Origin of the sequence: Dickeya dadantii NCPPB 898 (assembly GCF_000406145.1) — a bacterium.
GTDB classification, from domain to species: domain Bacteria; phylum Pseudomonadota; class Gammaproteobacteria; order Enterobacterales; family Enterobacteriaceae; genus Dickeya; species Dickeya dadantii.
The window spans coordinates 3,567,000-3,581,286 of record NZ_CM001976.1; the positions used below are offsets into that span (position 1 = coordinate 3,567,000).

General features: G+C 60.0%; 11 protein-coding genes. 3 read left to right on the forward strand and 8 right to left on the reverse strand.

Annotated features, from left to right (window positions below):
* Nucleotides 1-14: 14 nt before the first annotated feature.
* The 4 genes from DDA898_RS16030 to dgt all read right to left on the reverse strand — a co-directional run bounded on the left by DDA898_RS16030 (nt 15) and on the right by dgt (nt 5,818).
* On the reverse strand, nt 15-1,025 hold the full coding sequence (locus DDA898_RS16030; RefSeq protein ID WP_038911712.1) for a sulfate ABC transporter substrate-binding protein: 1,011 nt from the start codon (nt 1,023-1,025) through the stop codon (nt 15-17).
* 300 nt (nt 1,026-1,325) lie between these two features.
* Nucleotides 1,326-2,483, reverse strand: a complete 1,158-nt coding sequence (locus tag DDA898_RS16035; protein ID WP_038666661.1) for a CdaR family transcriptional regulator — start codon at nt 2,481-2,483, stop codon at nt 1,326-1,328.
* Between the two features lie 195 nt (nt 2,484-2,678).
* Entirely contained in the window at nt 2,679-4,133 is a 1,455-nt protein-coding gene (degP, locus tag DDA898_RS16040) for a serine endoprotease DegP (protein WP_038901832.1), read from the reverse strand.
* A gap of 167 nt (nt 4,134-4,300) precedes the next feature.
* A complete protein-coding gene (dgt, locus tag DDA898_RS16045) occupies nt 4,301-5,818 on the reverse strand; it encodes a dGTPase (protein ID WP_038912612.1) in 1,518 nt (505 codons plus the stop codon).
* Between the two features lie 551 nt (nt 5,819-6,369).
* Between dgt and mtnN the strand changes: the two genes are divergently transcribed.
* Both mtnN and btuF read left to right on the forward strand, forming a co-directional pair.
* Nucleotides 6,370-7,071 (forward strand): 5'-methylthioadenosine/S-adenosylhomocysteine nucleosidase, encoded by a 702-nt coding sequence (gene mtnN, locus DDA898_RS16050; RefSeq protein WP_038911713.1) that lies wholly within the window; start codon nt 6,370-6,372, stop codon nt 7,069-7,071.
* Nucleotides 7,072-7,130: 59 nt separating this feature from the next.
* Nucleotides 7,131-7,949: a vitamin B12 ABC transporter substrate-binding protein BtuF gene (gene btuF / locus DDA898_RS16055; protein WP_081639259.1), complete on the forward strand. Its 819-nt coding sequence runs from the start codon at nt 7,131-7,133 to the stop codon at nt 7,947-7,949.
* 72 nt (nt 7,950-8,021) lie between these two features.
* Here the strand turns inward: btuF and erpA are convergent, their stop codons facing one another.
* Nucleotides 8,022-8,366: an iron-sulfur cluster insertion protein ErpA gene (gene erpA, locus DDA898_RS16060; protein ID WP_013319034.1), complete on the reverse strand. Its 345-nt coding sequence runs from the start codon at nt 8,364-8,366 to the stop codon at nt 8,022-8,024.
* 80 nt (nt 8,367-8,446) lie between these two features.
* Nucleotides 8,447-9,844 (reverse strand): H(+)/Cl(-) exchange transporter ClcA, encoded by a 1,398-nt coding sequence (clcA, locus tag DDA898_RS16065; RefSeq protein ID WP_038911714.1) that lies wholly within the window; start codon nt 9,842-9,844, stop codon nt 8,447-8,449.
* A 178-nt stretch (nt 9,845-10,022) separates the two neighbouring features.
* Between clcA and hemL the strand changes: the two genes are divergently transcribed.
* Nucleotides 10,023-11,303, forward strand: a complete 1,281-nt coding sequence (gene hemL / locus DDA898_RS16070; RefSeq protein WP_038911715.1) for a glutamate-1-semialdehyde 2,1-aminomutase — start codon at nt 10,023-10,025, stop codon at nt 11,301-11,303.
* A 50-nt stretch (nt 11,304-11,353) separates the two neighbouring features.
* On the opposite strand, the gene fhuB is transcribed toward hemL, so the two are convergent.
* Together fhuB and fhuD are read right to left on the reverse strand one after the other, a co-directional pair.
* Complete coding sequence (fhuB, locus tag DDA898_RS16075; RefSeq protein ID WP_071604605.1) at nt 11,354-13,351, reverse strand: Fe(3+)-hydroxamate ABC transporter permease FhuB; 1,998 nt, start codon at nt 13,349-13,351, stop codon at nt 11,354-11,356.
* A gap of 20 nt (nt 13,352-13,371) precedes the next feature.
* Nucleotides 13,372-14,283, reverse strand: coding sequence for a Fe(3+)-hydroxamate ABC transporter substrate-binding protein FhuD (gene fhuD / locus DDA898_RS16080; protein ID WP_038911717.1), 912 nt, complete (start codon nt 14,281-14,283; stop codon nt 13,372-13,374).
* Nucleotides 14,284-14,287 lie beyond the last annotated feature (4 nt).

A 14,287-nucleotide genomic window follows, 5' to 3' on the forward strand; every position in this document is an offset into this window, starting at 1 on the left:
GGTCAGAATACAACTTATTTATTAATCTGTTTGAAGATAGCGTCGAACACCCCGCCGTCATCGAAGAATTTGGGCTGTGCGCTTTTCCAGCCGCCAAACTCGCCATCGATCGTCACCAGCTTCACCGGCGCAAACTGAGATTTAAACTCTTCGGCGATTTTAGCATTGCGCGGACGATAAAAGTTTTGCGCGATGATACGCTGCCCTTCGTCACTGTAGAGATAGTTCAGATAAGCTTCCGCCTGTTTGCGTGTTCCCTTGCGCTCCACTACTTTGTCGACCACCGCTACCGGCGGCTCCGCAAGAATGGACAGCGATGGCGTAACAATTTCCAGCTGGTCGCCGCCCTGCTCCTTCAGCGACAGATAGGCCTCGTTTTCCCAGGCAATCAGCACGTCGCCCAACTGACGCTGAACGAAACTGATGGTCGCGCCGCGCGCACCGGTATCCAGCACCGGCGCATGTTTGTAGAGCTCGGTCACGAATTTCTGCGCGCTTTCATCGCTTCCGCCCGGCAAATGCCTGGCATAAGCCCAGGCCGCCAGGAAATTCCAGCGCGCGCCGCCGGAGGTTTTCGGGTTCGGCGTGATCACCTGTACGTCCGGTTTAATCAGGTCATCCCAGTCTTTGATATGTTTCGGGTTGCCTTTACGCACCAGAAACACAATGGTGGACGTATAAGGCGTGCTGTTATCCGGCAGACGCGCCTGCCATTTCGGGTCGATCAGCGGCTGATTGAGATTGAGCGCATCGATATCGCCCGCCAGCGCCAGCGTCACGACATCCGCCTGCAGCCCGTCGATGACAGAGCGCGCTTGCTTGCCGGAGCCGCCGTGAGAGTTTTTAACCGAAATGGTTTCGCCGGTGGTTTCTTTCCAGTGTTTGATAAACGCCGCGTTATATTGCTGATAAAATTCGCGGGTCGGGTCATAGGACACATTCAACAATTCCGTGGCAGCCGAAGCCATACCGGAAAATAACAACGCGGCAGTAGCCAGCGACCATCCCAAACGACGCATTGACATTATTATTACTCCCCTCAAAGTCTGCCCGTTGCCTGCGCGAGCGATCAAAAGGCCTGCACGGGCGATCAAAAGAGCCCCAGAGTCCGGCGGCCTGTCATCATGCAACCGGAACAGCGGCTAAACAGCACAACTGTATCCGGTTTTATCTGTGGAAGGGACAATAGTGGATAAGGCGGGAGGGAAAAAATACTGTTTCGAGATAATTTATACTCTCGGGTTATATTATTGACGGCTTAACAGTGCATTTGAATCTAAGGTAAGCGGCAGGCCTGCCGCTTCTCGTCGCCATCAACATCGGAATTACTGTTCTTCATCCAGCTGCAGCGCAACGTACAGCAACAACCGATCGTCAAAGTTGCCCAAATCCAGTCCGGTCAGTTCGGATATGCGGTTTAACCGGTATTCCAGCGTATTGCGATGCACAAACAACGCCTTGGCTGTCGCCCCCGGCTGCACATTGTTGCGAAACCAGGCGTTAAGGGTACGACGCAGCAGACCATTGCTGTCCATCGCCTTCAGTCTGGCCAACGGGCGCACCAGTTCGTTAGCCTGCCAGCCGCCGCGCAGGCTATCGAGCAGTACCGGCAGCATCAGATCCTGATAGAAATAACTGCGCTGCGCCGGCATGCGCTGTTTGCCGACGCTCATGGTGGTGCGCGCGGTACGGTAGGAGCGTGCGATGCTGCCGGGGCCGGTGAAATAGTTGCCCAGCGCCACCCGCACCCGCAGCCGGCTGCTCTCTTCCATACGCGACAGCAGCGTGTCGACACGGCGACGGTGCTCCTCCGCATCCCAGCGGCCGTGGTTGTTCAATGCGGGTTTCAGCACCACCATCTCGGTCAGCGAGACTATCGCAATCAGATTGTTGCGCTCCGGCGTCGTCAGCAACGTCTGCAACTGCTGTAGCTCGGCCATGGCGCTGTCCACCCCCAGTTGACCGCTGTCGACCTCCACCACCGCCGCCACACGCGGCTGATTGAGGTCGATGCCGAGGCGCTGCGCCCATTCCATCAGCGCCGGCGACAGATCATCGGTACGGATCAGGTTCAGCACCAGCTCTTCCCGCAAACGACTGTCCTGCGCCAGCATGTGCAGCAATCGCGCCTGCTCCAGCATCATCTCGGCCGTCATGCACACCAGTTCGCCGTACTGGCGCAACTGACCGGGGTTGCCGGTCAGGCCAATCACGCCGACGATTTCGCCGTCGATCTTCAACGGCAGGTTGATGCCCGGCCGGACGCCGTGCAGATGGCGCGCCACCGCGTCATCAATGTCCACCACCCGTCCCTGCGACAGCACCAGCAGCGCGCCTTCATGCAATTCCCCAATACGCTCCCGATCGCCGCTGCCGATAATCCGCCCACGCGCGTCCATCACATTGATATTACTATCAATGATTTTCATGGTACGTGCGACGATCTCCTGTGCCAGTTTGTTATTCAGGTGGTATGACGCCATTTCAACCTCAAGGGATAGAGACAACCGCACCAGCATAACGCCGGGTATCGCGTCATACATTGTGCAAACGAACAAAAACCGGGGAATCACACAGAATCTGTGGAAGAACTCACAAAACAGGCGGGAAATGACATGACCGGGTGTCAGCGCGCCCGGCCATGCCCATAGACAAGTGATTGAATCAACAGCGTCAGGTTATTGAATCAACAGGTAGAGATCGCTGTTGCCGCGTCGGATGCTCAGCGCCAATACCGGTGGTTTACTGTCGATGATTTTGCGCAGTTCGCCAATATTTTCTACCGGCTGCTGGTTCACGCCGAGGATGACATCATCCGGTTTCAGGCCGATTTTCGCCGCCGCAGAATCCGGTTTCACCTTATCAACCTTGATACCTTTCTGACCGTTAACCTGGGTATTGCTCAACTCAGCCCCTTCGATCGCGGAATTCAGGTTACCAGACGCCACCTGCGATTGCGTGCTCTGTTGCAGGGTTACCTCCACCGTCACCGGTTTCCCTTCGCGAATCAGCCCCAGTGTCAGCTTGCTGCCCACCGGCAACGAACCGATTTGGGCGCGCAGCGCGGAGAAACTGCTGATGGGCTTGCCGTTCATCGACACAATAACATCACCGGCCTTGATACCGGCTCTGGCGGCGGCGGAATCCGGCTGCACCTGGCTGACGAAAGCCCCGCGCTGGGCATCCACTTTCATGGCTTTAGCGATATCGGAATTCAGCTCGGTGCCCAAAATCCCCAGTTCGCCGCGTTTGACCTCACCGTATTCGACAATCTGGCTGACCAGGTTTTTCACGATATTACTGGGAATAGCGAAACCGATGCCGATGTTGCCGCCGCCCGGCGCCAGGATCGCGGTATTCAGGCCAATCAGCTCGCCATTCAGGTTGACCAGCGCGCCGCCGGAGTTGCCGCGGTTGATGGCGGCGTCGGTCTGGATAAAGTCTTCATAGTTTTCAATGTTCAGCCCGCTGCGACCCAGCGCGGAGATAATCCCGGAGGTGGCGGTTTCCCCCAGACCATAAGGGTTGCCGATCGCCACCGCGTAATCCCCCACGCGCAGTTGATCGGAATCCGCCATCTTAATCTCGGTCAGGTTACGGAAATCCTTCAATTGGATCAGCGCCACATCCGAGCGCGGATCCTTGCCGATGACCTTGGCGTCGAACTTACGTCCGTCATTGAGACGCACCTGAATCTTGTCGGCGTTTTCCACTACGTGGTTGTTGGTCACCACATACCCTTTGGCCGCGTTGATCACGACCCCGGCCCCCAACGCCTGGAATGCCTGCTGCGGCGCAGCTTCCCCCTCGCCATCGCCCTCGTCATCGTCGCCTTCGCCCTGACACATCGGTGAAGACTGGAAAGGCGATCCTTCCTGACAGAAAGGCGAGTTTTCGCCGAAGAAAGGCTGCATTTGCGGCGGTACGCTGGCGCCACGACTGGCGGTGGTATGACCTTCAACCGAAATATTGACCACCGACGGCATCACCTTTTCCAGCATCGGCGCCAGGCTGGGCATCTGCGCGCCGGACGCAGACACCGACTCTGCGGCGGCGGCGGTGCCAGGCAACGTGCCCACGGCCATCGCCAGACTCAACGCCAACGCACTCAGCATCAATGATTTTCTTTTCATAGCGATATGTCTCACATTCAGTCAACGTGCGAACTCTGACGGCTGCGTTCAGCGATCAGGTGGAATGAAATCACTATGCGCAGCAGCGCACGTTCTGTGCAAGGTGGTGAAGAGTAAGGAAATATTGACCATATTTACAAAACATATTCCCTTCTCGACAACCGCATTCAATCCACCGCCATCAGCCGGCGGTATTCATCATAGGCGTATAAATCGGTCATACCGCTGATGTAATCGAGAATCAACCGGGCGCGGTAGTAATACTCCCACACCTCCTGTTCGGCGGCGGGTAATGCCGGTAAGGCACAAGTCGCCTCGCGGTAGGCGTGGCAATGCTTGCTGGAGAGTTTGTGGTACAACCGGGTTTCGATCGGATAACGCTTGTGGGTATCGTCATTCACCAACTGGCAAAAATCGTGGTACGGCATGTTCAGCAACGGGCTGTAGATCTCCAGCAGGCCGCTGATTATGCGATCGCCCTGCAGCTCCAGTTGTTCAACTTCATGGTGATTAAACACGAACTTTCTGGCGACATCTTTAAAGATCTTTAATAATCGCCCGTAGTCGTCCTTGTCTTCTTCCAGCAGCGAACGGTTGAAGCTACCGTCATAAATCGCCGGCAAGTGCTCAATAAAACGCCGCGTCACGTATCCCACCATGGTGTTGACGGTGTTCACGCGCAGTTTCATGAAAAACTGGTCACTCTCGCTGCGCCCTTGCATATGCTGCCGTTCGGTATACGCCCGTTCGATAGTGCGGCTGAAAACGTCCTTCTCCGCCCGCGTTCCCCAGGCATCCTCAAGCCGCTCGTACAGTTGCTGGTAAGTCACGATCTTCTTCTCCACCGCATCTTCCAGATCGGCGATGCAGTAGGAGATATCATCCGCCGCTTCCATGATGTAGGTCAGCGGATGACGGTGAAACTCGCCCATCTCCAGCTCGCTGCGCAATTGCCGGACAAACGTCTCTTCCGACAGGTAAAAGCCGGCTTTTTTCATCAGGTAGCTGTACTCGTGCGGAATGGGCTGCGCCCAGTAAGCCGGTTTGGTGTATTTCAAAATGCAGCCGACCTGGGCATAGGTCAGATTGAGTTTCAGCAGCGAATGCACCAATCGGATCGCCTGGGCATTACCTTCGAAATTGCTCAGATCATGGCGGATACGGCTGCGCAGCGCATTCAGTTCCGCCTCCCCCTCGTCATCCAGCCGCAGACAGGCCACCTGACAGGGATCCTCGCCGGCGCCCGGCGGTTTACCTTCCGGCGCCAGTCGCTGGCTAAACCAGTTATTGATCGCCGCCTCGCCGAAATGCCCGAACGGCGGGTTGCCGATATCATGCATCAGGCAGGCCATTTCGATCAGGCTTTCAAACGGCGTTTCCAGCGTTCCCAACCCCAGCGCGCCCAGTTGGCCGCTTTTGCGCAGTTGCCCGAGGATTTCCTTGGCGATATAGCGCCCGACCTGCTGCACCTCCATCGAGTGCGTCAGACGGGATCGCACGGCGGCGTTGCGCTCCAGCGGGAAGACCTGAGTTTTCTGCTGTAGCCGACGGATAGCGGCTGAATTGATGATACGCCCGCGGTCGCTTTCGAACTCCCTCTCAATGGCATAGGCATCCTTTTTGTCTTTCGGTTTACTGAAAGGCCGCTGAAAACTGATTTTCTTCGAAAAATCGATATCAGACATACTGATCTCCATGTAATGCCCTGATTAGGCGGAACCACGCGCCTGAACGTCGTACCGCGGGCGTTGATGCCGACAGGCGGGGCGCCGACTCAGTCATAGCACGTCCCCGGCGGGGGCACAATCGCTGCTCGGCCTAAGCCGTGATAGACTAGGGACTGTTGACAAACAGCCGAGTGTTTTTATAGACGGAGATATCTGTCTGAATCAGTGAATGATTTCGTGCGGAATAAACGGTGCCCTTTCTTTGCAACATCATCGCACGCACGACAAGGAGAGGCTCAAACGCCGCCTCTCCTTGACCACTGGCTGGTGGCTAAACTGTGGCGCTACGCGCTACCTTCGGCATTCGACTTCGCTGTTCGGGCCGCCCGTGACGCGCTCCATGCGCGGCGCGGGCTTTCGCGGCTTCCCTGCCGCTCACCCGGCGAAGTCGTCCACCTCAGCACAGTTTTTGACGCCAGAAAAAACCACTCACCTATAATTAAGGTGTTTGTCAGTAATCTGCCAGATGGCATATTTTTGTTATTTCGGACAAATCGGTGGGGAATCCTATGAAAGTTGGCATTATTGGCGCAATGGAACAAGAAGTGACGCTGTTGAGAGAACAGATCCAGAACCGCCAGACCTTCCAGCGCGCGGGCTGCGAGATCTACAGCGGCCAGTTGCACGGCGTGGAGATCGCGCTGCTGAAATCCGGCATCGGCAAAGTATCGGCCGCGCTGGGCACCACGCTGCTGCTGGAACACTGCCAGCCGGACGTAGTGATCAATACCGGTTCCGCCGGCGGTCTGGCGTCGTCGCTCAAGGTCGGCGATATCGTGGTGTCCGACGAGGTGCGCTACCACGACGCCGACGTTACCGCATTTGGCTATGAACCCGGCCAGATGGCGGGTTGCCCGGCCGCGTTTACCGTCGATGAAAAACTGATCGCGCTGGCGCAGGACGCCATCGGCCAGTTGCAGTTGAACGCAGTACGCGGGCTGGTGGTAAGCGGCGATGCCTTCATCAACGGCAAAGCGCCGCTGGCGCGTATTCGTCAGACCTTCCCGCAGGCCATCGCCGTGGAAATGGAAGCCACCGCTATCGGACACGTCTGCCATCAGTTTGGCGTGCCGTTTGTGGTCGTTCGCGCCATTTCTGACGTGGCGGATCAGGAGTCTCACCTCAGTTTCGACGAATTTCTGGTTACCGCCGCCCAGCAATCCACCCGGATGGTGGAAACCATGCTGCGGTCGCTGGCGCAGCAGCGCTAACTCGCGCATAGCCGGGGTGCTCAACCCCGGTTCTCCTGTCGTTGGTTGGAACTCGCCCATTGAAATCCGTTTATTTTCCTACCCTGTGGCTGCTGACGCTGTTATGGCTGCCGCTGTGCCGGGCCGAGCCGGTGGCGCAGCGCGTCGTCAGCCTGGCGCCGCATGTCACCGAAATGGCGTTCGCCGCCGGGCTGGGCGAACGGCTGGTGGGCGTCAGCGCCTGGTCTAACTATCCGCCTGAAGCCGAACGCATCGAGCAGGTCGCCACCTGGCAAGGCATCAATCTGGAACGCATTCTGGCGTTGAAACCGGATCTGGTGCTGGCCTGGCGAGAGGGAAATGCGCAGCGGCCAATGGACCAACTGGCGTCACTCGGCATCCATATCCTGTACCTCGACCCGGCTACGCTGGACGACATTCCGCGCCAGTTGGAGATGCTGGCGCAGTACAGCCCGCACCCGGAGCAGGCGCGGGAAGCGGCGCTGCGATTCCGCCAGCAGCAACAGGCGCTGACGCAGCAGTACGGGCACAGCACGCCGGTACCGGTGTTTCTGCAGTTCGGCAGTCAGCCGCTGTTTACCTCGTCGCGGGCGACGCTGCAAAGCCAGGTAGTCAGCCTATGCGGCGGCGACAACGTGTTCGCCGACAGCCCGGTGCCCTGGCCGCAGGTGAGCCGCGAGCAGGTCATCCGGCGTCAGCCGCGGGTGATCGTCATCGGCGGGCCGCCCGGCGCAGCGGAGCAGGTCAGGGCATTCTGGCAGCCGCAGTTGAACCCCGAGGTGATAGCGGTCAACGAAGATTGGTTTAGCCGCACCGGCCCGCGGCTGATGCTAGCCGCAGAGCAACTGTGTCGGCAATTGGCCGCGTGGCGGCGCTGACGCGCTGTCAACAACACATAAAAAAACCCGTGCGCCGGTCAGGCCACGGGTTTTTCTTAACGCAGAATGCCGTCAGATGCTGAAAGACGAACCGCAGCCGCAGGTGGTTTTCGCGTTCGGGTTGGTCACCACAAAACGGGAGCCTTCCAGCCCTTCGCTGTAATCCACCGAACCGCCGATCAGGTATTGCAGACTCATCGGATCGACCACCAGGGATACCCCTTGTTTTTCAATGGTCATATCACCGTCGTTAACCTGATCGTCAAAGGTAAAACCGTACTGGAAGCCGCTACAGCCGCCGCCAGTGATGTAAACCCGAAGTTTCAGTTCCGGATTATCTTCATCAGCAATCAGGAGTTTCACCTTGTTAGCCGCCGCATCCGTAAACTGCAGGGGCAGTGCTATATCATCGCTCATTTTTTTACTCCCAATCCAATATCGGGCGGTATTCAACAGCCCTCGTTATCGTTTTATTATCCAACAGCCCCCGGCAACGTTCAAGATTTGATGCCGTCTATCGGCACGGCGGCGGATGACGTCTGCTGCGCCTGACGCGCCAGCGTGCGCGCCAGAATACAGGAATAGAGCGGCTTGCCGCCGAGGAACTGCGCCACCAGCGTAGCGCCGAGGCAGGTGATGATCATCGGCAAAATCAATTGGTAGTTATCGGTCATCTCCAGCACCAGTACAATGCCGGTCAACGGCGCGCGGACCGACGCGGCGAACAACGCGCCCATCCCCGCCACGGCAAACGTGCCGGCGCCCAATTCCCAGGCAGGAAACAGATGCGCGCACACCATGCCGAACGCCGCGCCCAGCAACGTACCCAGCGACAGCATCGGCGCAAAAATGCCCCCCGGCGCGCCGGAGCAGAAGCAAAGTAACGTCATGCCGACCCGAGCCAGAAAAATCGTCAGCAGCATCCCCACGCCATAATGCTCCGCCGCCGCCACCGGAATCAGCGAAAAACCGCCGCCGGTCGCGTCGCTGAACGCCGGCGTCAACAGGCCGGACACCCCGCCGGCCACCAGCCCGACCAGCAAAAAACGCGGCATGGAATGGCCGTGAAAACGCAGGAAACGCGCCTGCGCCCCCAACACCAGCGCATTGAACAATACCCCTACCGCGCCGAACAAAATGCCAAGCAGCAAATACAGCCACAGCGTGCCGACCGGCGCGGACGGCAACTGCCCCACATCGATGACCGCCTGCTCCCCCTCCAGCCATCGGTAAACCACACTGGCCATGATGACGCCGATAAACACCGCTTTGATGGAAATCAGGTTGTAGCGAAACTGTGGGCGCATCTCTTCAATGATGAACAGAATTCCCGCCAGCGGCGCGTTGAACGCCGCCGTCAACCCGGCGGCGGCGCCGGTCGCCAGCAGCGAATGGCGCACTTCCGGTTTGCGTACCGGGAACAGATCCGCCACCATGCCGCCGACGTTTCCGCCCAGCTGCACCGTCGGACCTTCCCGCCCCAGCACCATGCCCGCGCCCAGCGTCCCCATGCCGCCAAAAAATTTCACCGGCAGCACCCGCCACCAGCGCACCGGACGCAAATCCTCCAGCGCGCCTTCGATTTCAGGAATACCGGAACCACCGGCTTCCGGCGCGAACCGTCGCACCAGCCAGTAACCGACCATCGCCAACCCGGCCGATATCAGGATACTCAACGGCCACACCCAGCCGCTTCCCGACTGAGACGACAACAACGCCAGCCGCCAGTGCTGCACCGCATTCGCTGCCTGACTGAACCCCACGCCGATCAAGCCGACCAGCGTACCGGTCAACGCGGCCATCACCAATATGTAGGCCGGTGTTTTGTCACGGCGGACAAGTTGTCGGATAGCGGCGCTGCGTACCGCAGCCGGTAGAGAAAAGGAAGAAGGCATGACAACAATATCAGGGTTAACATAACGGACAAGGCGACTATTCTAGTCCCATCGCCGCTGACTTGCCCAGCTTCAATCCCGGCTGCCACAGCCTAAAATGTGTCTGACGATTTCATAACGCGGATCAGATGATTAGAATGGACGCCACTCGCTATGCAAATCCAATCAGGAAGCCGTAATGAATAAATCTGAAAGTCTGTATGCCGCCGCCCGCCAACTGATTCCCGGAGGGGTCAACTCGCCGGTGCGCGCGTTTAACGGCGTAGGCGGCGTGCCGCTGTTCATCGAACGGGCGGAAGGTGCCAGACTCTATGACGCGGACGGCAAATCTTATATCGATTACGTAGGCTCCTGGGGGCCGATGATTCTCGGCCACAACCATCCCGCCATTCGTCAGGCGGTGATCGACGCCGCAGAGCGCGGTCTGAGCTTCGGCGCCCCCACCGAGATGGAAGTGAAGATGGCGCAGTTGGTTACCTCGCTGGTGCCGGGCATGGAGATGGTGCGTATGGTTAACTCCGGCACCGAAGCCACCATGAGCGCCATCCGTCTGGCGCGCGGCTTCACCGGCCGCGACAAAATCATCAAATTCGAAGGCTGCTATCACGGCCACGCCGACTGTCTGCTGGTGAAAGCGGGTTCCGGCGCGCTGACGCTGGGGCAACCCAATTCTCCCGGCGTGCCGGCCGATTTCGCCCGCCATACCCTGACCTGCACCTACAATGATCTGACTTCGGTACGCGCCGCATTCGAACAGTATCCGCAAGACATCGCCGCGATTATCGTCGAACCGGTAGCGGGCAACATGAACTGCATTCCGCCGCAGCCGGCGTTCCTGCCGGGGCTGCGCGCGCTGTGCGACGAATTCGGCGCGTTGCTGATCATCGATGAAGTGATGACCGGCTTTCGCGTGGCGCTGGGCGGCGCGCAGGCGCACTACGGCGTGCGCCCCGACCTCACCTGCCTCGGCAAGATTATCGGCGGCGGGATGCCGGTGGGCGCGTTTGGCGGCCGCCGCGACGTGATGGAAGCGCTGGCGCCGACCGGTCCGGTGTATCAGGCGGGAACGCTGTCCGGCAACCCGATTGCCATGGCCGCCGGTTTCGCCTGCCTGAGCGAAGTCGCCAAGCCCGGCGTCCACCAGAAATTGGCCGAGCTGACCACCCAACTGGCGGAAGGCCTGCTGGCGGCGGCGAAAACCCAGCAGATCCCGCTGGTGGTGAACCATGTCGGCGCGATGTTCGGGATTTTCTTTACCGATGCCGATCGGGTGACCTGCTATCAGGATGTGCTGAAGTGTGATGTGGAACGGTTCAAACGTTTCTTCCATATGATGCTGGAGGAAGGCGTCTATCTGGCGCCGTCGGCGTTCGAGGCGGGTTTCATGTCGCTGGCGCACAGCCAGCAAGATATTGAACATACCGTTGACGCCGCCCGCCGCTGCTTCGCCAAACTGTAAGCCAGCCCTGTGCCGGTGGGGCGCTGTCCCACCGGATATTCCTTCCCGCGTTACCTCGCCTGACGGCGCAGCAGCCAGATAAAATACGGCGCGCCGATGAAGGTCGCCAGCAAACCGGCAGGAATCTGGTTTGGAAACAGCAGCATCCGACCGAACCAATCCGCCAGTACCATCAAACCACCGCCGACCAGCGCCGAGCAGGCCAACTGCGGGATCACGCGATTAAACCCCAGCATACGCGCCATGTGCGGTGCCATCAGCCCGACAAAGCTCATCGGCCCCACCGTCATGGTCGCCACCGCCGTCAATACCGCGGCCAGCAGCAGAATCAGCAGCCGGACCGGCGTCACCGGCACGCCCAGCGATCGGGTCGTGGTCACGCCCAACGGCAGCATGCGCAGCCAACGCTGGCACAGCGGCACCACCAATAACGCCAGCAGCGCCACCGCTACAGAGGTGAACGCCTGCGTAGCGGTCACCTGATAAGTCGAGCCGGACAACCAGGTCAGCAGGCGCCCGCCGCGCGGATCGCCGCTGGCCAGCAACAAGCTGATCAAGGTGGTAAACGCAGTGCCCAGCGCAATCCCCACCAGCAGCATACGTTGCGTCGAAAAACCGCCGCGCCCGGCCACCACCATGATCAACAACAGCGTGATCGCCGCCCCTAACGTACCGGCCGGCAGCATCCACGCCATCGCGTCGCCGGAAACCAGAAACAGCAGCGCCACCACGCCAAACGCCGCGCCGGCGCTGATCCCCAACACTTCCGGGCTGCCCATCGGGTTGCCGGTCAGACGCTGAATCAGGCTGCCGGCCACGGCCAGCATGACCCCGGCGCTCAGCGCCGCCGTCACGCGCGGCCAGCGCCAGGGCGACAGCGCCGCCAAATCCTGACCGCTCGCCCAGTACCAGCCGGCAGGCTCACGCCCCAGGCACAGCGCGACCGTCGTCGTCGCCAGCAGCAGTATGAAACCGGCCAGCCACCATCCGCCCCAGTTGGCACGTTCGGTTAACGCCTTCTGCCCTTCCTGCAATACCGGCGGCGCGGTGGAGCGTAGGCGCGGCAACAACCACAGCAATAATGGCGCGCCAACCAGCGCAGTGGCGGCGCCGGTCGGCACCTCGCGCCAGACGCCCGCCAGCCACAGCAGTAGCTGATCGGTCAGCGTCAGCAGCAATGCGCCCAGCAACGGCGACAGCCACAGCCGCTGTCCCAGCCGGCGCGCGCCCAGCATTTTCGCCATCAACGGCGCAAACAGACCGATAAACCCGATGATACCGGCGGCGTTGACCCACTGTGCGCTGAGAAAAATCGCCAGCAGCAACGTGCCAATGCGGGCCGTCGATAGCCCCAGACCCAGATTGCGGGCGACGCCGTCATCCAGCCCCAGCAACATCAGCGGGCGCGCCAGCAATGCCGTCAACACGACGCCAATAATCAGTACCGGCAGCACCCACACGACACTGCGCCAGTCTTGCTGGTTAAGCGAACCGCTGCTCCACAAAAACAGGTTGGTCAATTGCTCGTAGTGAAACAGCGCCAGCAACTGACTGACGGCGCTGCAATACAAACTCAGCACCAGCCCGGCCAGAATCAGCGTGACCGGCGACAGACGCTTGCCCCAGGCCACGCCAAACACCAGCGCACCGACCAGCAACGCACCCGCCATCGCCGCCAGTTGCGACGTCAGCCAGCCGCCGGGCAACGCCCACAGCGTCGCTACCGTCAGGCCCAGTTGCGCGCCGCTCGCCACCCCGAGCGTTGACGGCTCCGCCAGCGGATTACGCAGCACCTGCTGGAACAGCACGCCCACCAGCCCCAGCCCGGCGCCGATCAGCAACGCCAGCGTCAGGCGCGGCAGCAGGCTGTAATGGAACAGCAACTGACGCAGGTCGGCAACGTCGGGCGACAGCGCGCCCTGCCACCACAACGCCAGCGGCAACTGTTGTTGCAGGTTATAAAACGCCATCAGCACGACCAGCAGCGACAGCGCCGCCACTACCCCGCCCGTCAGCAAACCGGATCTTGACGTACGCTGTGTTGGCATCGTCACGGCGCTCTCCGCGGTCATGTTATCCGCTCCATCGCCGTGTCCAGCAACCGGCAGAAACGCATCGCCGACAGGGTCGCGCCATACAGCCAGACGGTTTCGGAACGCTGCCAGCGCCGGTCACGAACAAACGGCAACGACTGCCAGACAGGATTAGCGCTGACCCGCGACATCAACCCCTCGTTACCGTGCTCGAAACAAATGGCATTGGCATGGCCGACGGACGCCAGTTGTTCCATGCCAACCACCGTACTGCCCCAGAAGTTGGTACTGCCCTGCCAGGCATTTTCGATGCCAAGCTGATCCAGCACGTCCTGAAACAGGCTGTTTTTTCCCACCACCAGCACATGACGCTCATCCAGCACCGAAAACAGCAACAGCGGACGCCGGGTATAGGGCCGCAATCTGACGCGGGCTTCCGCCATAAACTGATCGAATGCCGCCAGATGGCGTTCAGCGGCGGCGTTCATCTCCAGGCGTTCCGCCAGCGTCGCCAGCGACTGTCTGGCGACCTGCAACGGCTTGCCGCTGCCGTCGCTAAACGCGAAGCCCAGCGACGGCGCGATGCGTTCCAGCTGTTCCGCCGCCGGGCCATAGCCCGTCGAATAAAGCAACAGCGAGGGATTGAGCCGCGCCAGCAGTTCGAGGTTGGGTTCGGTGCGCAGGCCGACGTCCACCACGCTGGTCGGCAACGCCGGCGCTTGCACCCACAATCGGTAGTTGTGGATATCCGCCACGCCCATTGGCGTGACGCCCAGCGCCATCAATAACTCTACCGGCAGCCATTCCAGCGCCACGACGCGCTGGCTATCCACCGCGGCCGCGCGGGTAGCAAAAGGAGAAAACCACGGGGCAACCAGCATCGCCGCCAGCAGGCGGCGCCGGAGCGCATCCGGCTCGTTTGGGTTACCCATCATCTTGTTCAGCATACGG